We start from the raw sequence: 21469 nt of genomic DNA, 5'->3' as shown, positions 1-21469 counted from the left end.
TTTGCCGGGCGGCAAGCCCCAGGAAAAGGCCACTGGGCAAAGGCCGCCAGGTTCCGCCGCTGACTACATGAACGATCGCGTGTCCAACAGTGCCGCCATGACGGAGTCCTCCGCGGTCGAGATCGAGATCGCGACCCGCAGGCTGATGGCGGCGCTCGACGCGCTCGAAAGCGCGGTGGAGCGGCGGCGCGATGCCGATCGCGACGAGAACGAGCTCGCGGCGCGCATTCAGGCGCTGGGTGCGGACCGTTCGCGGCTTGCCGACGAACTCGATGGCGCGCTGGTGAAGGCGCGCAAGCTCGAGCGCACCAACCGCGAGATCTCCGACCGGCTGGATTCCGCGATCGTCACGATACGCTCGGTGCTCGATACCGGAGAGGATGGATGAGCCACATCAACGTCACCATCAATGGCCGGCAATACCGCATGGCCTGCGAGGAGGGCCAGGAGGTGCGGCTGCTCAAGCTCGCCGAGAGCCTGGAGACGCGGATCCAGTCGCTGCGCGGAAAATTCGGCGAGATCGGCGATGCGCGCCTCACCGTGATGGCCGCGCTCACCGTTTGCGACGAGCTGGTCGACGCCGGCAACCGTGTTCGCACCATGGAGCAGGAACTGACCGAGCTCAGGGATTTCCGCAACGCCGCCGTCGAGCGGGCGCGGCTGACGCAGACCGCCGTGGTCAACGCGCTGAACGCGGCGGCCGAGCGCATCGAGAAATCGACCCAGGTCCTGAACCGGACGGTGGGCAATGGGATTGCGATCGGGTAGGCGCTGCAGAAGAGGTTGCCTATTGTTGTAGTCGGTTTGGCCGCGGGCGACGCGCCTCTCCCGCTTGCGGGAGAGGTCGGCGCGTAGCGCCGGGTGAGGGTTCTCTCCTCTAAGGGATTGTCCCGTCGCGGAGACACCCACTCCCCAACCCTCCCCCGCAAGCGGGGGAGGGAGCACACTTCCGCCGTGGCTCGGCCGAGGCTCGCTTTTCACCGCACTGGCACTTCGTCAGTATCGTTGTTACATTGCCCAAGCGAGGCTGCGACGCGCGTCAGGAGCCATATATCCCCGGGGCCTTATCGATCCTTTAGGGAACTGTCCCTGGCCGGGCCCGTGGGCCCGGACATATGGTGCCCACCTACTTTCGTAGGGAACTCCGGGATCGAGTGCTTCAACGGCGTACGCGGCTTCGCACTGTTTGCTTTTCGTCCGTGTCTGTCGGAAAGACTGCGGCAAGTTCAGTAGGTGTCATGCCCCCCGAGTGCGCAGTTGCGCACGGGGCGGGGCATCCAGTACGCCGCGGCCTTTGTGTGATTCACCACCGCCTCTGGGATACTGGATCGTCCGCATGCGCGGACGATGATAGCGGAGCAAGGCTCCGCGTTCGGAGCAAGCGCAGATGTCGAACACCAAAGCCGAACTCCGCGCCAAAGCCCTGGCGGCGCGCGACGCGCTGAGCGAGAAGAAGCGCGCTGCCGCCGCCGCAAAGCTCGCCAAGCGCGGGCTGCCGTTCGAGCTGCTGCCCGGCAGCATTGTGTCAGGCTATTCGCCGATCCGCAGCGAGATCGATCCGATGCCGCTGATGAAGGCGCTTGCGGAGCAGGGCGCGAAGCTGGCGCTGCCTTGCGTCACCGCGCGCGGCCAGTCGCTGATCTTCCGTCTCTTCCATCCGAACGACCGCCTGATGCTCGGCCCGCTCGGCATTCCCGAGCCGTCGCCGGCGGCCGCTGAAGTCATTCCGGACGTCATGCTGACGCCGCTCGCCGCATTCGATCGTCTCGGCCATCGCATCGGCTACGGTGCCGGGCATTACGATTTCACCTTCGCGCATTTGCGCAAAACCAAGCAGATCGTCGGCATCGGGCTGGCTTTTGCAGCGCAGGAGATCAAGGCGGTTCCGGCACTATCGCACGACGTGGCGCTGTATTATGTGCTAACGGAATCGGACGTGTTCGATTTCCGGAGTCCTGAAGTTGCGCATTCTCTTCGTGGGTGATGTCGTTGGCCGTAGCGGGCGCAATGCCATCGCCGAATATCTGCCCGGCATGGTCAGGGACTGGTCGCTCGATTTCGTCGTCGTCAACGGTGAGAATTCCGCCGGCGGCTTCGGCATCACGGAGGCGATCTATCAGGAGTTTCTCGATGCCGGCGCCGACGCGGTGACGCTCGGCAACCATTCCTGGGACCAGCGCGAAGCCTTGGTGTTCATCGAGCGCGCCGAGCGCCTGGTGCGTCCGGCCAACTATCCGCGCGGCACGCCCGGCCGCGGTGCCGCTTTGGTCGAGACCAAGAACGGCAAGCACGCGCTCGTCGTCAACGCGCTCGGCCGCGTCTTCATGACCCCGTTCGACGATCCCTTCGCCGCACTGGAGCGCGAGTTAGGGGCCTGTCCGCTCGGCGTTGCTGCCGACGCCATCGTCGTCGATTTCCATTGCGAGGCGTCGAGCGAGAAACAGGGCATCGGCTTCTTCTGCGACGGCCGCGCCAGCCTCGTCGTCGGCACGCACACCCACGTGCCGACCGCCGACCACCAGATCCTCACGGGCGGCACCGCCTACATGACCGATGCCGGCATGACCGGCGACTACGATTCCATCATCGGCATGCAGAAGGAAGAGCCGCTGCGGAGGTTCACGTCGGGGATTCCGTCGGGGCGGTTCGAACCGGCGGCAGGCGTGGCAACGCTGAGCGGTGTGGCGGTGGAAACGGATGATGCGACGGGACTCGCATTGAAGATCGCGCCCGTGCGCGTCGGTGGACGACTGGAGCCGGCGACGCCGAAATTCTGGCTGAGCTAGACGGAGCACCGACAGTACCCACAGCGTCATGGCCGGGCTTGTCCCGGCCATCCACGGCTGGCCACATGGCACGAAGAACGTGGATGCCCGGGACAAGCCCGGGCATGACGACCTTTGGTGAAAGCTTTCCCTCAAGGGAGGGGCGATCGCGCGTAGCGCGAAAGCGCGTCGTGGCTTGTCGGTGTAAGCTATTGATTCCATTTACCCCGCCTACTGTGCATGGGGTTGTTTTCGCAGTTTTCATGCCGGAGCGCCGTCGCGAGAGCCCTCAGCCCTGCCGAAAACCCATCCGGAAGGCGCCCCAGTGCTCGCCGCGGATCATGATCGGCGAGGACAGGTCCTTCATCAGCACGAACTGTCCGCCGCCCATGTCGCGGCGGTAGGTCTGGAGCAGGAACGGCTTGGTGTTGCCTGCGACCTTCTTCACGGTGCGGTCATTGAACAGGCGGCGGTTGCGGCAATTGGCGTTATTCCAGACGGGGTCCTTGCCCTGCGGCAGGCGGTAGTTCGGATTGTGGGTCGGCAGATAGCCGCTCCGCGCCCAGGCGACGCAATAGACGATGCGCGGATCCGATTTCTGAATCGGGTCCTGGATCGCGGGCAGCACGCGGTCGGTGAATTCGACGTAGTTGGTGAGGTACTGCTTCGGATCGGTGCCGGGAATTTCGCGATAGGTCTCGTCGAGCAGCTGGTCGAGCGTGATGTCGCCGCGATCGATGGCGGCTTCGAACTCGGCCGAGATCCGCTTCGCGGTGTCGACCACGATTCGGATCAGCGGCGTGTCCGAGGTCTCGACGCCGCTGTCGGCGATCAGCGCGATCAGGCCTTCGGACGTGTCGAGCAGCTTGGCCACCCGCTCGTCGGCGTTCTTGAGATCGCGCGAGGACAGATCGACGCCCCTGGCGAGCTCGTTGAGCTCGCTGATGACGGTGTCGCAATGTCCGAGATTGGAGGTCGCCGCGCGCGTGACGCTGCCGATCTCCGCTTCCACGGATGCGAATCCCTGCTGAACGCGCGAGATGATGCCGGAGATCGCTTGCGCGCCTTCGCCGGCGGTCTTGGCGCGCTGGGAGGCGTCGCTGCTCTCGCCGATCAGGCCTTCGATCTGGCCGTCGAGATCGCGCACGGTGTCGGAGATCTGATGCGTGGCCTGGCGGGTGGCTTCCGCGAGGTTCTTCACTTCGCTTGCGACCACCGCGAAGCCACGGCCGGCAGTGCCGGCGCGGGCGGCTTCGATGGTCGCGTTCAGCGCGAGCAGATTGGTCTGCTTGGCAATCGCCTCGATCGAGCCGGACACTTTGGCGACCTGCGCCAGCGCCGAGCCGACCGCGCTGAGGCGTGCCTCGATCCGCTCCACTGCGGCAACGAGCTCGGAAATGTGGCTGACCGCGGTGTCGACGGCGCCGCGCGACTGCGTGATCTCGCCCACCGCCGCTGACGTGGTGGTTTGCACGGCCTGCGATGCATTGGCGATGTCGTGGTTGGCCGAGACCATCGTCTCGGCCGTCTTCTGAAGATGATGGAACCGTTCCGACTGGTTGGCGACGCGGTTTGCGACTTCCTGGACGTTGCCGGCAATATCGGCGAGCTCCACGCCGAGGCCGCCGATGCGGTCGGCGAGCTGATCAATCAGCCGTTCGGCGAGCGTGCGGTTGGATGCGGTGTCCAATACTGCAAGTTGTGCGGCGGACATGTCCTGGGCTTCCTCCAATCAGGGCCGTTCGCCGGCCTTCCCGCGGCATTCCGATTCCAGCGGCGACTTAGAGGATGATTCGGGGGCGGCGTCTTGCCTGAGCGTGCACTAGAGTTTGTAGGCGGTGCGGAATCCGCCCCAGTGCCGGCCCTGCACGCGGATCGGGACGTCGATCTCGCGCATCATCACGGTGGTGCCATTGCCCATGTCGCGCGCATAGGTTTGGACCAGGTACGATCGCAGGTTGCGCGCGGCGGCGAGCCCCGCCGGATCGTTGAATATCCGCCGGTTGCGGCTGTTGGCCGTATTCCAGGCGACGTCGCCCGGCCGCTGCGGATGCGAATAGATCTTGTTGTGCACCGGTAGGAAGCCGTTGCGGTCGACCATGGCGCAGAACGCCATGCGCTGGTCCTTTGCCAGAAAAGCTTCCTGGAACGGCGGCAGGGCGCGGTCGGCCCAGTCGAGATATTTCGTGCGGTATTGCTGCGGATTGGTTCCGGCGATCTCGGCATAGTCGGTGTCGAAGAGATCGTCGATCTTGACTTCGCCGCGCGCAACCGCCTGCTCGAAGATCCTGGTCAGCGCGTTGCCCGCCTCCATCGCGCGGGTGACGAACTCGGTGTTCTCCTCGTGGATCGACCAGAGCTTGTCCTCGATCTTTTCGCGGAGCTCGGCATCGGGGCCGGCGAACTGCGCGTGGGCGCCGGCCTTGGACTGCTCGATCACGCGCAGGCGACAGGCGCCGACGTCTTCGAGGGTGCCCTCGATCATCGCTTGCGGTGCGAGACGGCTGGCGTCCGCGCCGCCGATCAGCGCGCCGTCCATCGAGATTTCATAGACCGGCATCACGCCGCGCGTGGTCTCGAACTTGAGATGGCAGGGCAGCCGCTCGGTCTTGCGGCGATCGTCATGCTCGCTCTGGCGGAGCAGCACGGCGCAACGCGACTTCAGCTTTTGTGCGAAGGTGGTGACGGCCTTGCCGGCACTGGCCACGTTCTCGCCGTGGCTCTCGGCCGCCTTGGTCGCGGCATCGATCTCGGCCGCGCTCTCGCCGACCGAGACGATGAACTCCGAGGCGCTCGCGGCATTGCCGGAGACTTCGCTGGTGGTGGCGTTCTGTTCGGCAACCGCCCCGTTGACGGTCTCGAAGACCGGGCGGATCGCCTCGATCGCCTGTGAGATGCGGTGCACGGCATCCGCAGAGCCGGCGGCGTCGCGCTGGAGCGCGTCGATCTTCTTTGTGATCTCTTCGGTCGCGCTTTGCGTCTGCACCGCGAGCGCCTTGACCTCGGTCGCGACGACCGCAAAGCCTCTTCCCGCAGCGCCCGCGCGTGCGGCCTCGATCGTCGAATTGAGGGCGAGCAGCGTCGTCTGCCGCGCGATCTGCGCGATCAGATTGACGACGTTGCCGATGGCGGCAGAGGATTCGCGCAAGCGGTCGACATTGGCGCGGGCTTCCTGCGCCGCGGCGCTGGCCTCGTCGGCGAGCTTACCCGCCTCGCGAACCTGAGCCCCGATTCCCAGCGCGGATTGGGTGAACTTGTCGGCGGCATGGGCGAAAGTGGAGGCGGTCGATTGCGCGGCATTGGTCCGGCCGGTCAGGGCATCGGTGCGGTCGCGGATGGCGGCAAGCGTCGCCGCGGTCGCCTCGGCGCCGCCGGCCACCGAATTGGCGGCGCGTTCGAGCTGGCGGATCATGGCGCCGAGCTCGAGTTCCAGCAGCTCCAGGATTTCCCGCGCCGAATCAGTCTCGGCCGCGGGAGCCGGCTCGGAATGGGCCGACGGCTGCGGAGCCGCCGGGGCGGTCGCGGGCGCAGCCTGGTCCGGCAGACGCTTCCGAAATAGTCCGAACGCCATCAGTTCTCTCTTGTCGGGGAACGGTCGGGCGCTATTTTCGCAGGCTGGAATGAAATCAGGGTTAACAATGCCCGATCTCTAGGCGCCGGCCGTTACGGCGGCTATCTTTACAGTGCTACCTTGGAGCAGCAGATCCCTTTGATTCCGGTGGGGTGGCGGCCTATAAGGCCGCGCTTCCCACGCTCACCTTTGGCTGACGATTTTCCAAGAGACCACGCATGGCCGGACATTCCCAATTCAAGAACATCATGCACCGCAAGGGGCGGCAGGATGCCCAGAAGTCGAAGCTGTTCGGCAAGCTGGCGCGGGAAATCACGGTCGCCGCCAAGCTCGGCACCCCCGACCCCGCCATGAACCCCCGTCTGCGCGCGGCCGTGATCGCGGCGCGGCAGGAGAACATGCCGAAGGACAATATCGAGCGCGCCATCAAGAAGGCGCTCGGCAGCGACGGCGAGAACTATGACGAGATCCGCTACGAGGGCTATGGCCCCGGCGGCGTCGCCGTCATCGTCGAAGCGCTGACCGACAACCGCAACCGCGCCGCCTCCGACATCCGCTCCTTCTTCACCAAGTCCGGCGGCAATCTCGGCGAAACCGGCTCGGTCTCCTTCATGTTCGACCGCACCGGCATCATCGAATACGACCGCAGCGTCGCTTCCGACGACGCCGTGCTCGATGCCGCGATCGAGGCCGGCGCCGACGACGTCGTCTCCGGCGAAGGCGGCCACGAGATCTACGCCTCGACCGAAGGCTATCGCGACGTCGCCAAGGCGCTGGAAGCAAAGTTCGGCGAGCCGCGTAAGGCCGCGCTGATCTGGAAGCCGCAGAACACTGTCGCGGTCGACGACGAGACCGGCGAGAAGCTGCTCAAGCTGATGGACTTGCTCAACGAGCACGACGACGTCCAGAACGTCTACGCCAATTTCGAGGTGTCGGACGCGCTGATGGCGAAGATGGGCGGGTAGGGCTCGCGTGTCCCGGACGCGCTGCAGCGTGAAACGCTGCTGCGCAGAGCCGGGACCCCTCTTTCTCCGGGTCCAGACGCCTGCTGGACCCCGGCTCAGCAGCGCAGCACTGCGTGCCGCGCTGCGCCCGAGGCACGAGACCCCCTTTCCCCTGTTACTTCTGTTCTGTTTCTGTTTCGCTTCCGGCGGCCAGCCGCTATCACTGGCCCATGACTGCGCTCCCGATTCGTGGCCCCGTTCGCATCATCGGCATCGACCCCGGCCTGCGCCGCACCGGCTGGGGCGTGATCGAGGCTGACGGCAACCGCCTGATCTATGTGGCCTGCGGCTCGGTGGAACCGGCGAACGACCTGCCGCTGGCGAGCCGGCTGCTCGCGATTCATGACGGGCTCGCGGCCGTGCTCTCGAACCATCAGCCGATCGAAGCCGCGGTCGAGCAGACCTTCGTCAACAAGGACGGCGTCGCGACGCTGAAGCTCGGCCAGGCCCGCGGCGTCGCCATGCTGGCGCCCGCAATGTTCGGCATCCCGGTCGCCGAATACGCGCCCAATCAGGTCAAGAAAACCGTCGTCGGCGCCGGTCACGCCGAGAAGGCCCAGATCGCGATGATGCTGAAGATCCTGCTGCCGAAGGCCGAGCCGCCGTCAGCCGACGCCGCCGACGCGCTCGCCATCGCCATCACCCACGCCCATCACCGCCAGAGCACCGCGCTCAGGCTGAAGGTGGCGGGACTATGAGCGGGTACGACGACTTCCCGGCGTCATGCCCGGGCTTGTCCCGGGCATCCACGATCTTTTTCGCTGAAGCCAAGGCCGTGGATGGCCGGGACGAGCCCGGCCATGACGAGAGAGAAGTGCCCGCCGCATTCGAGGAATCCATATGATCGGCAAGCTCAAAGGCCTGATCGATTCCTACGGCGAGGATTTCGTCATCCTCGACGTCGGCGGCGTCGGCTATCAGGTGCACTGCTCCTCGCGCACGCTGCAGCATCTGCCCTCACCGGGCGAGGCCGCCGTGCTGTCGATCGAGACCTATGTCCGCGAGGATCAAATAAAACTGTTCGGCTTCCGCACCGACCAGGAGCGCGAATGGTTTCGCCTGCTCCAGACCGTGCAGGGCGTCGGCGCCAAGGTCGCGCTCGCCGTGCTCGGCACGCTGGCGCCGGCCGATCTCGCCAATGCGATTGCGCTGCGCGACAAGGCGGCGGTGGCGCGCACGCCCGGCGTCGGCCCCAAGGTCGCCGAGCGCATCGTCACCGAGCTGAAGGACAAGGCGCCGGCCTTCGCCAATGTCGATCCCGCCGTGGTGCATCTTGCCGGTGCCGTCGACGATCAGCGCGCACCACGTCCGGTTGCCGATGCGATCTCCGCGCTGGTCAATCTCGGCTACGGCCAGCCACAGGCTGCTGCTGCGATTGCATCGGCCTCGCGCAGCGCGGGTGAAGCCGCCGAGACGGCGCAGCTCATCCGGCTCGGCCTGAAGGAGCTCTCGAAGTGAGCGATCCCAAGGCCAACCGCATGGTCTCTCCCGAGCGCCGCAGCGACGATGTCGGCGATACCGCGTTGCGTCCGCAATCGCTGTCCGACTTCGTCGGACAGCAGCAGGCGCGCAAGAATCTCTCGATCTTCATCGAGGCGGCGCGCAAGCGCGGCGAGGCGCTGGATCACGTGCTGTTCGTCGGTCCCCCCGGTCTCGGCAAGACCACGCTGGCGCAGATCGTCGCCAAGGAGCTCGGCGTCGGCTTCCGCGCCACCTCGGGCCCTGTCATCGCCAAGGCGGGCGATCTCGCAGCGCTCCTCACCAATCTCGAGGAGCGCGACGTGCTCTTCATCGACGAGATCCATCGCCTGAGCCCGGCGGTGGAAGAGGTGCTCTATCCCGCGATGGAGGATTTTCAGCTCGACCTCATCATCGGCGAGGGTCCGGCGGCGCGCTCGGTGAAGATCGAGCTGTCGAAGTTCACGCTCGTCGGCGCCACCACGCGCGCCGGCCTGCTCACCAATCCCTTGCGCGACCGCTTTGGCATTCCGGTGCGGCTGAATTTCTACACGATCGAGGAATTGGAGAGCATCGTCAGCCGTGGCGCGCGCGTGCTCAATGTCGGCATGAGCGCGGACGGCGCCAACGAGATCGCGCGCCGCGCCCGCGGCACGCCGCGCATCGCCGGGCGGCTGCTCAGGCGCGTGCGCGATTTTGCCTCCGCAGCCGATGCCGACAAGATCGACCGCAAGATCGCCGACCACGCGCTGAGCGCGCTCGAGGTCGACGCCGCTGGGCTAGATGCCATGGACCGCCGCTATCTCTCGACCATCGCGACGAACTATGGCGGCGGCCCGGTCGGCGTCGAGACCATGGCCGCCGCCTTGTCCGAGCCGCGCGATGCGATCGAGGACATTATCGAGCCTTATCTCATCCAGTGCGGCTATCTCCAGCGCACCCCGCGCGGCCGCCTGCTCACCTCGCATGCCTTCCGTCATCTCGGCATCGCCGAGCCCTCGCGCGATGCTGCGGCACAGTTCGGCCTGTTCGGGACGGACGAGAGCGACGACTGATCTGCGCTAACCCAGGACCTTCTGTCATCAATTTCCGGTCATCTCGTGCAGACGATCTGCACGAGCGCACCCCAATTCCGCTCCAATCGGACCGCATCAAGAAGGCGCATCTCGATCGGATTTCCATGATCACGCGTCGTCATTTCATTCGTTCCATCGGTGGCCTGTCCGTCCTCGGTGTCTCGACAGCCGCCTATGGCGTCGGCGTCGAGCCGGTGCTGCGGCTCCGCGTCACCCGCTATCATCCGAAGCCGCGGCAATGGCCGGCGGATTTCCCGCTGAAGATCGCCGCCATCGCCGATATCCATGCCTGCGATCCCTGGATGTCGCTGGAGCGGATCGAGGGCATCGTCGAGCGCACCAATGCGCTGAACGCCGACCTCGTCGTGCTGCTCGGCGATTATGTCGCCGGTCTTCACCACGTCACGCGCTTCATTCCGTCGAGGGAATGGGCGAGGGTGCTCGCCGGTCTCAAGGCGCCGCTCGGCGTCCATGCCGTCATGGGCAATCACGATTATTGGGACGACAAGACCGTGCAGCGCACGGGGCGCGGGCCGACGATGGCGCATCGTGCGCTCGAAGCAGCCGGCATTCCTGTCTACGAGAACGACGCGGTTCGCCTCACCAAGGACGGCCGCCCATTCTGGCTCGCCGGCTTGGGTGATCAGCTGGCCTTCCTGCCGGCGCGGCGCTTACGCAGCATGGCGCACTTCGGCGCCGACGATCTCGACGCCACGCTCGCCAAGGTCACCGACGATGCGCCTGTGATCCTGCTGGCGCATGAGCCCAATATCGCGCCGCGCGTGCCCGCGCGCGTCGCGCTGCAACTGTCCGGCCATACCCATGGCGGCCAGGTCCGCCTGCTCGGCTGGTCCCCCGCCGTCGCAAAGCAGCAGGGCATCCGGCTCGCCTATGGCCATATCAGGCTGAAATGCGATCTCATCGTCTCCGGCGGCCTCGGTTGCAGCATCATGCCGGTCCGCGTCGGCGTGCCGCCTGAGATCGTCGAGGTGACGCTGGGAAGGACAGGGCCGGCTGTGTCCTAGCTCCGCTTGCGCCGCCGGCTGTTTTTGCGCAAAAACGGGCTGGTTAGCGACAAGCGAAGAGGCTCGCGACGTGACAGCTCATCTCGACGGCGAGATCCGCGACGGCCGCCATCACATGCAGGTCCGCGTCTATTACGAGGACACGGACTTCCCTGATTTGCCGTTATCGTAGTAGGCCAACATGTCGATTTTTTCTCCCTTGCGTCGGTTTTCCGGGAAAAGCTTCATGCCGCAAAGGGCGGCACTTTTCAGGTAGGGCGTATATTCGTAGGGCATCCGCTTGCGAACTGGATGCACCAAAATGCAGTCAATCAAGTTACGGAAGGCGACGCGGGTTTCGATCGCTTTCGAATTTATCTTGAGCGCGGTGAGCAATTTTTTAACTTCCGAACGGTAAAGCTCGCCGAACTTCGGGTGGTCAAACGGGCTCACGTTCTCGCTGCCGTTGCCCAGCAGCCGCAAGCGCGCATCAACGTTTTCGCGCTCCATATCGCACTCATCGATCCGCTTGAGCAGCTCATCGGGTTTACGACGGCTGTTTGCGATGGCATATGATAGGCGCTCTATCTCGGCAGTTAGCGTACGGCGTCGACGCTCGAGATTGGTGCGTTCGCTAACTTTTTTTCGATCTTTCTTGCGTTCCTCCTGCCAAGCACTCATCGCCTCTTCAATGGCTTTTGGCGAAAGCAATTTCACGTCAATCTTGACGGAAACATCCTCAAGTAGAACGTCCATGTCAAAGCTACGGGTGTGCTCGCAGGTGCCTCGCTGATGCGCGTTGGCGCATGCGGCGCGCGGCGCGCCATTCCGGGACGATTGCGCAATTCGCATAGGGCCGTTGCAAACGCCGCACCGGAGGACACCGGCAAGCGGGTGCTCATTGTTGCGCGGAATCATTGAGCGGCGCTGCGGCTTGCCGGTCGGCCCGAACATATGGACAGCGCGCGCGCTGCGAACCTTCTGCACCGTATCCCAGAGTGCTTGCGGAATGATCCGTAGCTCGGGATTCTTGACGATGATGTGCCGTTCTTCCGGATTGCGGCGCTTCTGTTTCTTCTGCGTTTCCGGGTTGAGAATTGTCGAGCGAACGTTCCAATGTATCTCGCCGATATACAACTCGTTGCCGATAATGCCGCGACCATGACGACCGCCAGTGATGCACTGATGATTCCAAGTGGTGCGACCGGCCTTGTCCTTGTGACGGGTGGCGCCAGGCGAGGGCACACCTTCGTGGGAGAGGTCAGCTGCAATATTTCGGGTTGAACGGCCCGAAGCATATTCCTTGAAGATGCGGAGTACGATCTTTGCTTCGTTCTTATCGATCAGGCGCTCGCCGGGCGCACCAGGCCTCGGCCGATAGCCATACGCGTATGAGCCCGGAATTTTTCCGTTAGCGACAGCGTTGTCATGGCCGCGCCGAACCTTGTCGGCAAGCTGCGGTTTGTAAATCGTGTTATAGAGACTTGCGATGCTGATATCGGTAGCGGTGGCGTAAATGCCTTTCTGATCCATCAGCTCAACGCCGTTGAACTCGAAAACCTGCTTTAGGCGCTGGATCGTTGCGGGATCGCGCGACAAGCGGTCGAAATGCTCAACGATGACCACGTCAAAGTCATGGTTTCGAACACCGTTTAGCAATCGTTGATAGCCGTCCCGCGCATCTTCGGTAAGACCAGACTTTGCGGCATCGACGAATTCATCGATGACATCTAGGTTATTGCGTTCGGCGACCTTTCGGCAGAGCAATAGCTGACCGTCAATCGAGGTCGCCTTTTGCATGTCGCTGGAATAGCGGGCGTATAGTACGGCTCTCATTTTGGGTGACCCTGCCGTCATGCCGTTCCCCTATCGGCTGCCCGTGACATCCTTTTCGTCCCGTGCAATCTGTCGCCCAATGGCGCGCGCCAGCTCAAGCCAAATTTCCTCATTATCGGGATTGTCCCAGCTCTGAGGGTGGGAAGGGTCAAGCGGTCGGATGATCGCCCTTTGCTCCCGAGGCGATCGGATTCGGGTGCGCATTACAAGCTGGCCAGCGGATGTTAACGTAAAGTGCCGGCCCGCGCGACAGCCGGGCGGCAATCATTTGCAGCGCTTGATTCCAGGCTCGATCCCTCCCGTCCCTTTTCCGTGGTTTCATGACCTTCGCCGGCGCGACAATCCGATCTAGATCGTCCTTTGGCCACAGCTTCCGTTGGCTGTGGCCACAACCCGACCGGGATCATTGCAGGATCAGGATGGCGCATGAATTTTGCCCTTTTTGAAGCGCTCGCTTAAATCTCGATCTGCGGGCTGTGAGCCAATTCATGTTGGCCGCTGCAGCGGCAAATGAAAATGAGATTCTTCAGATACATCAATGCCGGGGATCGAGCGTTAGCGCACTCCCGCGATGGTGGTCGTGGGCGGGAGCAGATCTGCTAAGCAGAGCGGAGTAAAAATACTTGCGCGTGACGGCGACGAGTTGATGGGCAGGGAGGCTTCCGCTGCGCTCGGCGACCCGCTCGCATTAGCCTCGCGGGCAGTCAGACAAAGGGAGCATCGGTTCGGGCTAATTTCTTAGTACTTCCCTTGATACCGAGCGTCATTTATCGGCGCGGCGCGCGCCTCAGGAAAAGCGGGCGCAATTCGTCGGAGTGGACGCTTATGGCTTCATCGCGCCTCTCGTTGGCCCCCTCCGTTCTGATTCAGGCGAGCTTCGAGCGAACTGATGCTGGCGAGCACAGCTTCAAAGTTTGGCGGTTCGCCGAAGATCATGCCTTTCATGGCTCTGTAATCGACGCGCAACTGGTCGATCATCGCGTCATGTGGGGCCAGCGCGAACGAACCGGGCGCCGCACTCGCAAGATCAAAGTCCGGTCGATTGAAGAACATGCGGGCATGCGCCGACGCAGTCCGCGCCGAGCTCTGTGTCAGCCATAGCGGCTTCTCCGATCGGGTCCCGAACTAGCTGGTGCAGGTCGTAGTAGTGACGGGACACGCGTTGACCGCCGCCGCGCAGCTCGCCGCGCTGGTCGAACCAGCGGCGCAACCCATGGAGGATGACGACCTTGTCCCAGAAGGTGCGTTATCGGCACATCGCTATTTGGGTCGAGCGCGGATTTTGCGCCTGACTCGATCTTGATCGCCGCCCGCACATAATCCGACCGCGGTGTCGCCGCGGGATACCAGATCAACAGCGTCTGCCCGTCGGGATCGGCCTCGTCGGCTTCCACGCGTGCTGCACCGGCATCGAGGCCGGCAGCCTGAAGCCGATGCTGGAGGATCCGCGTCAACTCAGCGCGCAGCGAGCCATTAATGTAAGCTTTGCAGGCGTCCTTGATTGCATCAAGCCGCTCCCGACGTTTCTTGCCGCTGAGCGCGTCAAGCTCCTCGATGGTCGCCGGCTCGCCGATATCATCCCGAAACACCGTTACGTCTATATCTTCGGAGAAACGATTGATCAGACCGAACCCTTTAGACAAGGATGTTCCGCCTTTGAAAAGGAGGCGCGGTCCTCCCGTCTTCAGGCCATGGAATAAGGCATCCAGCGTCCAGCAGACCCAAAAGTCCTTCTCGATATTCTGGGATGCCGTACCGAGGCGCAGCCCCGACCCGGCCACGAGAACCTCATCGAAAGCCGGGTTCATGCCTACACCCTCCGAGTTGTGCCGCGCGATTGGCGGTTGGCTTCTTCCGCGTGGAGCGTGGTTTCGGCTTCGGACGTGCGACGGCAGGGTGACGCTGACCATCATCACCGTCGCCTCTTCCTTGTCGATGACGATCATGATCACCGCCAGCATGATTAGCATCATCACGATCATCATCGTTATGCCGGCGACCAAGGCCAGCATCGGTTTCGATGAGCGGTTTGAGAAACACCCGCATCCATGTCGGAAGAGCCGACATGCCGGCGGTGAGATCGGCTTTGAGCAGCGGCCCCGCTGTCGGACCCTCGAAAAGCCTGGCGAGCTTGCGCTCGACCTGATCGTTCTCGCCCTCTCGTGTTAAGAGATCCCGCAGCCAATGAAGCGCTTGGACAACGCGCATGGCCGGTCGCCCGGCCCAGAATAGCTTGCTGGCTGCGGTCGGACGAAAGGTGATCGTCACGTTACCAAGCTTTATCGCGCGACGACACGCCTCGGTGTGCACCACGATTTTGGCCGGGACGGCGTCAGTCAAACCCAAATCGTTCGCCGCGGTTATGCCGTCGACAAGCATCCGCGTTCGGTCGCGTCTTCCGACTGCGTCGATGACCGAGCGCGGATCGGGAGGGTTAGGTTTTTGGGTGAGCCTGTTGAAGCCAGGCTGATCGTAGAGCCCGCGATCGATCCGCCTCAGGGTTCCGGCATTCGCTAGCCGCTGCAGCGTCTTATCAACGGCGTCCCGCGAGGAGAGGTCGACGAAGTCACTGGGCGTCCAGACCTTCCGCGGCGCGTCCGCACGGATGCGGTCAAGCATGACGGTCTTGAGGTCGGGCGGGTGGCTGTTCATGTCCGAAAATTGCAGCTCTTTTTCGGACACAGGGCAAGTTTCTTGTCCGAAATAGGTATACAAATTTCGGACAATCTAGGTCACTTGAGGGGGAACGCCTTCCCCTGGCATCCGAGTTCCCGCAATGCTCCCGAAAGAGTGAGGGCGCTGACCGGGTTTTCCGGGACGGGTTGAGGGCTGGAGAAGAGGCCTCCGGCGCCCGTCATGGAGACGACCCATGACCCAAGTCGAAGTTCTTAGCACGGGCCGCGACCGCATCGGCGGCTACAAGGTGGACCTGACCCGCGGTGAGCGTTGGCCGCGTATCCTCGGAGTGGTTCTCGCGGCCGGCGGACGAGCGCTATCTGTCCCTGTCGGACCTTTATGCCGCCGTGCGCGGACGGACCCGCATAGCCGGACCCGGACGGTGGAGAGCGCAGCGATCCGCGTCGAGGCGGATCGTAACGACGCGGAACGGCTGGTGCTAACGTTGCCCGGCTCCGATACGCCTATCGCACCGACCCACTGGAGCTTCGGCCAACTCGCGAGCCTGGTCGGCGCGCCGGCCGCCTACCTCCGGCAGCTTCCGGCGCCGCTCGCTGGCATCAATCTCCAATTTGGCCTCAGCTCTCATCGAGGCGAGCAGGTCAAGACGCTCGAGATCGAAGACGGTCGCGTCGATCTTCGCGCGGTTACGGGGCCCGAATACGGGCGCATTTTTGACCACGAACTCGTGGCGGCCGTTCAGCGCATCGCCGGCAATGGCTCGGGCGACACGCGCTGGAAAGTCCCGGGCGTGCTCGACTGGTCGACCGGCGTCTATAATCCGCATGTCGACATCAGCGAGGATACGACGACTCTCTACGCGTCGAACCGCGACGTCTTCCTGTTCCTGGTCGACGACCTCAACCCGATCGAGGCCGGCCGGCTGCGTGATGGCTCGCCGTGGCTTCTACTGCTGGAATTCCGAGGTGGGTGCCAAGACACTCGGGATGGCGAGCTTCTATCTCCGCGCCGTCTGCCAGAACAGCAATCTCTGGGGTGTAGAGGATTTCGAGGAGATCACCATCCGCCACTCCAAATACGCCGCCTCACGCTTCGCGCACGAGGCGGTGCCGGCGCTGACGAGCTTTGCCAATTCCCAATCAATGCCCCTTCGTCAATGGCATCAGGGCCGCGCGAGAAATGATCGTCGCCCGCACCGACGACGACCGTAGCGAGTTCCTGCGCAAGCGCGGCTTCTCGAAGACTGAGACAGCGAAGTTCATCGAAACGGTGCTGTCCGAGGAAGGACGCAAGCCCGAGAGCGTCTTCGATTTCGTGCAAGGCATCACAGCGGTTGCGCGGGGCAAGACCCATCAGGACGCACGTCTCGATCTGGAGGCGCGCGCGAAAAAGCTGCTCGACCGCGCAGCCTGATACCCGGAAAGCCTGAGATGCGGAACGGCGTGTCTCCGGCTTCGTGCCTTTCCGTTTTTCCTGATCGTCGGTTGGCCGGTGCTGCCCTCAGAGGAAGAGGGCGGTGCTGCGCTTCGTGACGGGTTGGAGGCCCAGAGGAGAGTCTTTGGGCCGCCCGTCGCGGAGTATCACCCATGGCGAATACCGTTCAGAAGATCACCCTCTCGTCCTCGCTCGACATTCCCTTCAATAAGCTCGTGCTCAGCCAGTCAAACGACCGGCGCGTAAAGGCCGGCATTTCCATCGAGGAGTTGGCCGAGGACATCGCTCGGCGTACCTTGCTCCAAAGCATCAACGTGCGGCCGGTCCTCGACTCCGAAGGCACTGAGACTGGCATTTTTGAGATACCGGCCGGCGGGCGCCGGTACCGCGCGCTGGAGCTCTCGTAAAGCAGAAGCGCCTCGCCAAGACCCGCATTGGTGCCTTGCGTCGTGCGCGATCCCGCGACCGACATTCTCGCCGAGGACGACTCGCTCGCCGAGAACATCCAGCGCGCACCGCTTCACCCGCTCGACCAATTCCGTGCCTTCCAGGCTCTGCGCGAGAGGGGCCAGACCGAGGAGGACATCGCCGCCGCCTTCTTCACCTCGGTCAACGTGGTGAAGCAGCGCCTGCGCCTCGCCGCGGTCTCGCCCGCGTTGCTCGAGATCTATGCCGAGGACGGCATGTCGCTCGAGCAGCTCATGGCCTTCACGGTGACTTCCCATCATGCGCAAGGAGTCACGCGGCCTCCCCGGCGAGATCCAAGTATCCGCCCATGTCAGAAAATTGCTGAAAGACCAGTTCCTGTTCGTCGAACGCGGCGCAGTCGAACTGAAAGGAAAGGGTGAGATGCTCGCCTATTTGATGAAGGGACGATACTGATCGAACCCAGCGTCCTATTGTGGGCCTTCTGAGACGAGCGGTCTACTGCGGATTCTGGACAGCGCCAGCAACCGCAGCAGCAAAAACGACATTCAAGCCGTGATTCGAGATTGACCACACGGCTGTTCGCCGTCAGGTCTCTGTGAGACAAATTGAATGGTTTTGCGGAGGGAGGATTTCTGGTTCATGGTAGCCACCAGGAGCGAAGTTGAAGCCAAATCCGGACCGGGCAAAGCGCCAGCAGAACAAGTGCTAAAGGGTCGTCCGTGAAGAATGCGGATTGACCTGAGAGATAGGCAGAAGTTGTCACGATAAAGTATTCGATTTTGCAGGAAAGCTGGGTGTTGGGCCATGCTTTCTTGCGTTTTGGGATTTTGCTTTTGAGCGATTCGTGATTCCCTGACGGCGGGTCGTCGGCATTGGGGAAGGCGATGAGCAAACCGCGTGTGGATTCCGCTCGATGTCGCCCAGCATTCCGATTTGAAGTCGCCCACCCATTCCGAGATGATGTCGCCCGGGTGACGAGGCCTCTTCTGGCTCCCATAGGTCAACCCTTTCGGCTTTGCGAAGGGGGACCCTGGATGCCGACGGAGAGGCTTGCGATGCGCCGTGTGCGCGATGTGATCAGGATGAAGGCGGCCGGGCTGCCGAGCCGCGAGATTGCGCGACGGGTAGGAGCTGCGCCCTCGACGGTGCGGCTGGCGATCCGGCGGTTCGAGGCCGCGGGTCTGACCTGGCCGTTGCCCGACGAGCTCACGGACGCGGCCCTGGAACTTTGCCTGTTCGCCAAGACCGGCAATGGCAACCGGCAGGGTCACCGCCGCATCGCCGAACCTGATTGGACGACCGTGCACCGCGAGCTCAAGCGCAAGCACGGTACGCATACGATGAAGCTTACGATTACCCACATTTTTGAGTCAGAGTGTCGCTCCCGTTGCGATATCGATGAATCGCGACATCCGCGCCACATGATCAGATTCCCTGGTGGCGGATCGTTGGCACGGGCGAGATAGCCGCCGAGCCTGGCGATCTTGATGAGATAATGCGACAATGTCTTTCGTTGTGTGCTGACTGGATTCTTGTCTTTGACGAGCCGATCAAGCAATTGGATCTCACCTTTGGTCAGCACAAACTCCGGTGAGGCATTTGGTGCTGAACGGTTAAGCATCGTCATCCAAAAAATGCGCCAGCTCACAATGCAGAATACCGAGATCAGATTCGTCAATCGCTGAGCGGTCCGCAGTTGCGAGTCCTCTGCCCTACAGCCGGATTTGAGTATCTTGTGGAAGACCTCGATCTTCCATCGCAAGGAATACCATTCGAGTTTCTCGATCGCATCCCCGTGCGATTGCACTGGAAGATCGGTCAGGAGTTTCCATTCAATCTTCTTTCTGTTCTTTGGCGCTCCTCTTTCATCAGCGTGGATCACGGTCAAAGTCAAAGCTGGATACCGCGACTGCTTACCTATCGGTGGCAGAATACGGATTTTACGATACCGGATTTCAAGGACAGCCTGGTCTGGATTGCCCTTGCTATCCTGGACTTCGATCCGGTGGAGACCTTTGACCGTGGCGCACGACGCGCTGGTGGCCGTCCGCGGTCTTCAAATCGGCATGCTGGCCGAGAAAGTCTGCGACTTCGGCCTCGACCGCCTTGGCGAGAAGGGCACGTGCCCCGTTGCGCAAGACTTCTGTGAGTTGATCGTCGAAGATTCCTGGCTGAATCAGCTGGATGACGCTATCGTTGGACACGGCATATCGTTCCTTCGGTGGAGAAGTGGAGGCGTCAAGCACCCCCACGATATGCCGCCTTTCCGATTCCCGCCGTCACCAACTTTCAGCGATAGCTCTCGGCGCTCGAAGTCGAGCGATAATTTCGCCTGCTCGCTTACCGTCCTTAGCGATAGTACTAAGTGCTCGCCGGGCTTCTTCCAGATCTGGCGGTTGAGTGCCCAACCAGTTTAAGGCGGCCTCTGCATTGAGAATCGCGGCTGTGAGCGCGTCGACGACAGCACTATAGGTGCGCACAACCTCTGCTGACGTCTGCAATGGCGCTTCGCCCTTCGCCTTGCGCGGATTTCCTTTTGGTTCGCTGAACCGGCTGCGATGCACCTTGCGCGGCCTTAGGTGCAGAAGGGCGTTTGCAGCCTTGCGGATCAGATCGAGTACCAGGTCGGGCTGGGCCCGCTTGGGGGCGCGGCGGCCGTCGATCTTAAGGACAGTCGAGCGTTTTGTGACAAGACATTGAAGGGCCGGTTGCACGATGCTGGCCTTGCCGCCCAAGATGTACCAACTCGGCTTCCACTTCCAGGACATAGCGCGCTCCTCTATTGGATCATGAGAACGCCTCGGCGCTGTCGGCCGGGGGAACCGTTTCAACGTCGATGGGACGCGAACAGCTCGCTGAGTACCGTCGAAAGTGCCGATCGTTGCGATAGCCAAGGCGCCAGCGACAGGATGGATCAACTTGATCATGAGTATCTTCCCTTCCTAAAAACAGCAGGGCTAGGCAACGCAGATGCCGGGCACGGCAACTTTCTGGAACAGATGAGGGGAAGCTATCGCCGAGGCCGGATAGGTGGCGATTTTTGCTAGAAAGTCAGGATGGGTGAAGGCCGCGCGGAAGTGTGCGGTGGATTCCCAGACGGCGTAGTTCAGATAGGTCGAGCTGTCGCCGAGAGCTCTGTGCAGCTGAGTGGAAATGAAGCCCGGCTGTCGCTTCATGAACGCTGCGTCGTCCTGCCAGGTTTTGAGAAAAGCCGCCTCATCGGCTTTGTCGAGAGTGAATAAGTTCACCAGGACGACCGAATTTGCCTCGATAGCAATCTGGCGGTCGATCGGAAAGGAAGGGTCCAGTGGGCGTATTAACGACATGAGTGCCTCCATCGCTATTTAATATGTGATGCCTAATTGGTATTATGATTACATAACAGATCGCCATTATGATGTCAATTAAAGCAATGGTGACAAATGAAAAAAGCCGAGCGAACCCCCGAGAGTGACGCCCTGACCGACCTTGTTTTCGATCTATTCAGGCTCCACAGCCTACTTCTGACGGCCGGCGACCGTCTGGTCGCCCCGCTTGGCCTAACAAGCGCACGCTGGCAGGTGCTTGGCGCCATTGTGTCCGCCGAACGTCCCCAACCGGTCGCTTGGCTCGCACGTGACCTCGGCGGCAATCGTCAAAACGTTATCAATGATCTGCACAGAGAGGGCCTCGTATCTTTTGAGGTCAACCCGCATCACCGACGGGCGCAGCTCGTCGTGCTCACTGAGAATGGACAGCGCGCCTTCGAAGCCGCAATGGAATGCAGGCTCCCTGGATCAACGATCTTTCAGAAGGGCTGTCGGTCAAGGATATACGGATTGTCCATCGCGTGATCACGGCCTTGCGAGATAAGCTTGAGGGCGCGGGCGGCTGTGCCTCCAGTTTCTCGAAATAGAACGCTGCCGGGTATGGCGCGACAATCAGGATGAGAGCGCGTCACCTTGATCGCCGCCGCGCAGCCGGGCTCGAAATACATGCCCCGGCAGCGTTTCATTCTCAAACTGAGCCCTGAAATCCCAGTTACCGCTACCCTAGTACCCGGAATCAGAGCTGAGTGAGACGGCGGCCTTTGAAACGGCGTTGACGGACCTTTTTCTTGGTCCAGACGAAGGGCTCGGCTTTGTCGTTGTACGCGTTGACGTAGGCATCGATGTGTTCCTGAAGCTGCTTGAGGCTTGTGAAGGAGGTGCCGCTGAGCGATTGTCCCTGCAAGATTGAGAACCATACCTCGACCTGATTGAGCCACGACGCACTG

18 protein-coding genes, 1 other RNA gene and 7 pseudogenes are annotated in these 21469 nt (G+C 62.5%); 16 read left to right on the top strand and 10 right to left on the bottom strand.

From position 1 onward, the window contains the following. Positions 1 to 67 precede the first annotated feature (67 nt). The 5 genes from AC066S_RS07455 to AC066S_RS07435 all read left to right on the top strand — a co-directional run bounded on the left by AC066S_RS07455 (position 68) and on the right by AC066S_RS07435 (position 2786). A complete protein-coding gene (locus AC066S_RS07455) occupies positions 68 to 388 on the top strand; it encodes a DUF4164 domain-containing protein (RefSeq protein ID WP_018318703.1) in 321 nt (106 codons plus the stop codon). Further along, positions 385 to 768 carry a cell division protein ZapA gene (locus AC066S_RS07450; protein WP_028138455.1) on the top strand — a complete coding sequence of 128 codons (384 nt, stop codon included), beginning with the start codon at positions 385 to 387 and terminating at the stop codon, positions 766 to 768. The genes AC066S_RS07455 and AC066S_RS07450 overlap by 4 nt, the downstream gene beginning before the upstream one ends. 253 nt (positions 769 to 1021) lie before the next feature. Further along, a non-coding RNA gene (gene ssrS, locus AC066S_RS07445) (6S RNA) lies at positions 1022 to 1182 on the top strand. Positions 1183 to 1387: 205 nt separating this feature from the next. Next, complete coding sequence (locus AC066S_RS07440) at positions 1388 to 1984, top strand: 5-formyltetrahydrofolate cyclo-ligase (protein ID WP_478269339.1); 597 nt, start codon at positions 1388 to 1390, stop codon at positions 1982 to 1984. Next, positions 1962 to 2786 (top strand): TIGR00282 family metallophosphoesterase, encoded by an 825-nt coding sequence (locus tag AC066S_RS07435; RefSeq protein WP_167767784.1) that lies wholly within the window; start codon positions 1962 to 1964, stop codon positions 2784 to 2786. Before AC066S_RS07440 ends, AC066S_RS07435 begins: the two co-directional genes overlap by 23 nt. 268 nt (positions 2787 to 3054) lie before the next feature. Here AC066S_RS07435 and AC066S_RS07430 read toward each other — a convergent pair whose 3' ends face one another. Next, positions 3055 to 4479 carry a methyl-accepting chemotaxis protein gene (locus tag AC066S_RS07430; protein WP_135171515.1) on the bottom strand — a complete coding sequence of 475 codons (1425 nt, stop codon included), beginning with the start codon at positions 4477 to 4479 and terminating at the stop codon, positions 3055 to 3057. A 108-nt stretch (positions 4480 to 4587) separates the two neighbouring features. After that, positions 4588 to 6336 carry a methyl-accepting chemotaxis protein gene (locus AC066S_RS07425; RefSeq protein WP_478269338.1) on the bottom strand — a complete coding sequence of 583 codons (1749 nt, stop codon included), beginning with the start codon at positions 6334 to 6336 and terminating at the stop codon, positions 4588 to 4590. A 218-nt stretch (positions 6337 to 6554) separates the two neighbouring features. On the opposite strand from AC066S_RS07425, the gene AC066S_RS07420 reads away from it, so the two are divergent. The 6 genes and pseudogenes from AC066S_RS07420 to AC066S_RS07395 form a co-directional block, all read left to right on the top strand. Next, entirely contained in the window at positions 6555 to 7301 is a 747-nt protein-coding gene (locus AC066S_RS07420; protein WP_126261898.1) for a YebC/PmpR family DNA-binding transcriptional regulator, read from the top strand. Positions 7302 to 7510: 209 nt separating this feature from the next. Next, complete coding sequence (gene ruvC, locus AC066S_RS07415) at positions 7511 to 8038, top strand: crossover junction endodeoxyribonuclease RuvC (RefSeq protein WP_126261897.1); 528 nt, start codon at positions 7511 to 7513, stop codon at positions 8036 to 8038. A 142-nt stretch (positions 8039 to 8180) separates the two neighbouring features. Further along, positions 8181 to 8798, top strand: coding sequence for a Holliday junction branch migration protein RuvA (gene ruvA / locus AC066S_RS07410; RefSeq protein ID WP_126261896.1), 618 nt, complete (start codon positions 8181 to 8183; stop codon positions 8796 to 8798). After that, positions 8795 to 9853 carry a Holliday junction branch migration DNA helicase RuvB gene (gene ruvB / locus AC066S_RS07405; RefSeq protein WP_478269337.1) on the top strand — a complete coding sequence of 353 codons (1059 nt, stop codon included), beginning with the start codon at positions 8795 to 8797 and terminating at the stop codon, positions 9851 to 9853. The genes ruvA and ruvB overlap by 4 nt, the downstream gene beginning before the upstream one ends. A gap of 125 nt (positions 9854 to 9978) precedes the next feature. Continuing rightward, on the top strand, positions 9979 to 10899 hold the full coding sequence (locus AC066S_RS07400) for a metallophosphoesterase (RefSeq protein WP_126261894.1): 921 nt from the start codon (positions 9979 to 9981) through the stop codon (positions 10897 to 10899). A gap of 70 nt (positions 10900 to 10969) precedes the next feature. Next, positions 10970 to 11050, top strand: a pseudogene (locus AC066S_RS07395) (acyl-CoA thioester hydrolase); the annotation flags it as partial. On the opposite strand, the gene AC066S_RS07390 reads toward AC066S_RS07395, so the two are convergent. The 3 genes and pseudogenes from AC066S_RS07390 to AC066S_RS07380 all read right to left on the bottom strand — a co-directional run bounded on the left by AC066S_RS07390 (position 11032) and on the right by AC066S_RS07380 (position 15429). Further along, entirely contained in the window at positions 11032 to 12735 is a 1704-nt protein-coding gene (locus tag AC066S_RS07390) for a recombinase family protein (protein WP_126261893.1), read from the bottom strand. The pseudogene AC066S_RS07395 and the gene AC066S_RS07390 overlap by 19 nt on opposite strands. Positions 12736 to 13545: 810 nt before the next feature. Beyond that, a pseudogene (locus AC066S_RS07385) lies at positions 13546 to 14522 on the bottom strand (nucleotidyl transferase AbiEii/AbiGii toxin family protein). After that, positions 14503 to 15429, bottom strand: coding sequence for a DUF6088 family protein (locus tag AC066S_RS07380; RefSeq protein WP_235885232.1), 927 nt, complete (start codon positions 15427 to 15429; stop codon positions 14503 to 14505). Before AC066S_RS07380 ends, AC066S_RS07385 begins: the two are co-directional and overlap by 20 nt. A gap of 154 nt (positions 15430 to 15583) precedes the next feature. Here AC066S_RS07380 and AC066S_RS07375 point away from each other — a divergent pair. The 4 genes and pseudogenes from AC066S_RS07375 to AC066S_RS07360 all read left to right on the top strand — a co-directional run bounded on the left by AC066S_RS07375 (position 15584) and on the right by AC066S_RS07360 (position 18680). Continuing rightward, positions 15584 to 16764, top strand: a pseudogene (locus tag AC066S_RS07375) (DUF932 domain-containing protein). A 173-nt stretch (positions 16765 to 16937) separates the two neighbouring features. After that, positions 16938 to 17519 (top strand): annotated as a pseudogene (locus tag AC066S_RS07370) (ParB/RepB/Spo0J family partition protein); the annotation flags it as partial. Beyond that, positions 17512 to 17667, top strand: a complete 156-nt coding sequence (locus AC066S_RS07365) for an adenylate/guanylate cyclase domain-containing protein (RefSeq protein WP_126261892.1) — start codon at positions 17512 to 17514, stop codon at positions 17665 to 17667. The pseudogene AC066S_RS07370 and the gene AC066S_RS07365, both read left to right, overlap by 8 nt. Before the next feature lie 431 nt (positions 17668 to 18098). Continuing rightward, positions 18099 to 18680, top strand: coding sequence for a helix-turn-helix domain-containing protein (locus AC066S_RS07360; protein WP_430642534.1), 582 nt, complete (start codon positions 18099 to 18101; stop codon positions 18678 to 18680). Here the strand turns inward: AC066S_RS07360 and AC066S_RS07355 are convergent. From AC066S_RS07355 to AC066S_RS07340, 4 genes and pseudogenes are all read right to left on the bottom strand, one after another. Then, positions 18674 to 19216, bottom strand: a pseudogene (locus AC066S_RS07355) (transposase); the annotation flags it as partial. The gene AC066S_RS07360 and the pseudogene AC066S_RS07355 overlap by 7 nt on opposite strands. Before the next feature lie 16 nt (positions 19217 to 19232). Further along, positions 19233 to 19418, bottom strand: a pseudogene (locus AC066S_RS07350) (IS256 family transposase); the annotation flags it as partial. Between the two features lie 75 nt (positions 19419 to 19493). After that, on the bottom strand, positions 19494 to 20141 hold the full coding sequence (locus tag AC066S_RS07345; protein ID WP_126261891.1) for a hypothetical protein: 648 nt from the start codon (positions 20139 to 20141) through the stop codon (positions 19494 to 19496). Between the two features lie 30 nt (positions 20142 to 20171). Then, complete coding sequence (locus AC066S_RS07340; RefSeq protein WP_235884807.1) at positions 20172 to 20540, bottom strand: antibiotic biosynthesis monooxygenase family protein; 369 nt, start codon at positions 20538 to 20540, stop codon at positions 20172 to 20174. 96 nt (positions 20541 to 20636) lie between these two features. On the opposite strand from AC066S_RS07340, the pseudogene AC066S_RS07335 reads away from it, so the two are divergent. After that, a pseudogene (locus tag AC066S_RS07335) lies at positions 20637 to 21109 on the top strand (MarR family winged helix-turn-helix transcriptional regulator). Positions 21110 to 21258: 149 nt separating this feature from the next. Here the strand turns inward: AC066S_RS07335 and AC066S_RS07330 are convergent. Continuing rightward, on the bottom strand, positions 21259 to 21469 hold a 211-nt coding region (locus AC066S_RS07330; protein WP_478269336.1), incomplete at its 5' end, for an IS3 family transposase.

This window comes from Bradyrhizobium sp. CFUWI (assembly GCF_056429085.1).
Note: the sequence above shows the minus strand (reverse complement) of the source record. Positions and strands in the feature narration are given on the sequence as shown.

Bases quoted from the DNA above. Each gene is read 5' to 3' on its own strand.
- AC066S_RS07440 (WP_478269339.1), top strand. From the start codon at position 1,388: ATGTCGAACACCAAAGCCGAACTCCGCGCCAAAGCCCTGGCGGCGCGC.
- ruvC (WP_126261897.1), top strand. From the start codon at position 7,511: ATGACTGCGCTCCCGATTCGTGGCCCCGTTCGCATCATCGGCATCGAC.
- AC066S_RS07365 (WP_126261892.1), top strand. From the start codon at position 17,512: ATGCGCAAGGAGTCACGCGGCCTCCCCGGCGAGATCCAAGTATCCGCC.
- AC066S_RS07420 (WP_126261898.1), top strand. From the start codon at position 6,555: ATGGCCGGACATTCCCAATTCAAGAACATCATGCACCGCAAGGGGCGG.
- AC066S_RS07390 (WP_126261893.1), bottom strand. From the start codon at position 12,735: ATGACGGCAGGGTCACCCAAAATGAGAGCCGTACTATACGCCCGCTAT.
- AC066S_RS07425 (WP_478269338.1), bottom strand. From the start codon at position 6,336: ATGGCGTTCGGACTATTTCGGAAGCGTCTGCCGGACCAGGCTGCGCCC.
- ruvA (WP_126261896.1), top strand. From the start codon at position 8,181: ATGATCGGCAAGCTCAAAGGCCTGATCGATTCCTACGGCGAGGATTTC.
- AC066S_RS07430 (WP_135171515.1), bottom strand. From the start codon at position 4,479: ATGTCCGCCGCACAACTTGCAGTATTGGACACCGCATCCAACCGCACG.
- AC066S_RS07360 (WP_430642534.1), top strand. From the start codon at position 18,099: ATGAGCAAACCGCGTGTGGATTCCGCTCGATGTCGCCCAGCATTCCGA.
- AC066S_RS07340 (WP_235884807.1), bottom strand. From the start codon at position 20,540: ATGTCGTTAATACGCCCACTGGACCCTTCCTTTCCGATCGACCGCCAG.
- AC066S_RS07400 (WP_126261894.1), top strand. From the start codon at position 9,979: ATGATCACGCGTCGTCATTTCATTCGTTCCATCGGTGGCCTGTCCGTC.
- AC066S_RS07450 (WP_028138455.1), top strand. From the start codon at position 385: ATGAGCCACATCAACGTCACCATCAATGGCCGGCAATACCGCATGGCC.
- AC066S_RS07345 (WP_126261891.1), bottom strand. From the start codon at position 20,141: ATGATCAAGTTGATCCATCCTGTCGCTGGCGCCTTGGCTATCGCAACG.
- AC066S_RS07455 (WP_018318703.1), top strand. From the start codon at position 68: ATGAACGATCGCGTGTCCAACAGTGCCGCCATGACGGAGTCCTCCGCG.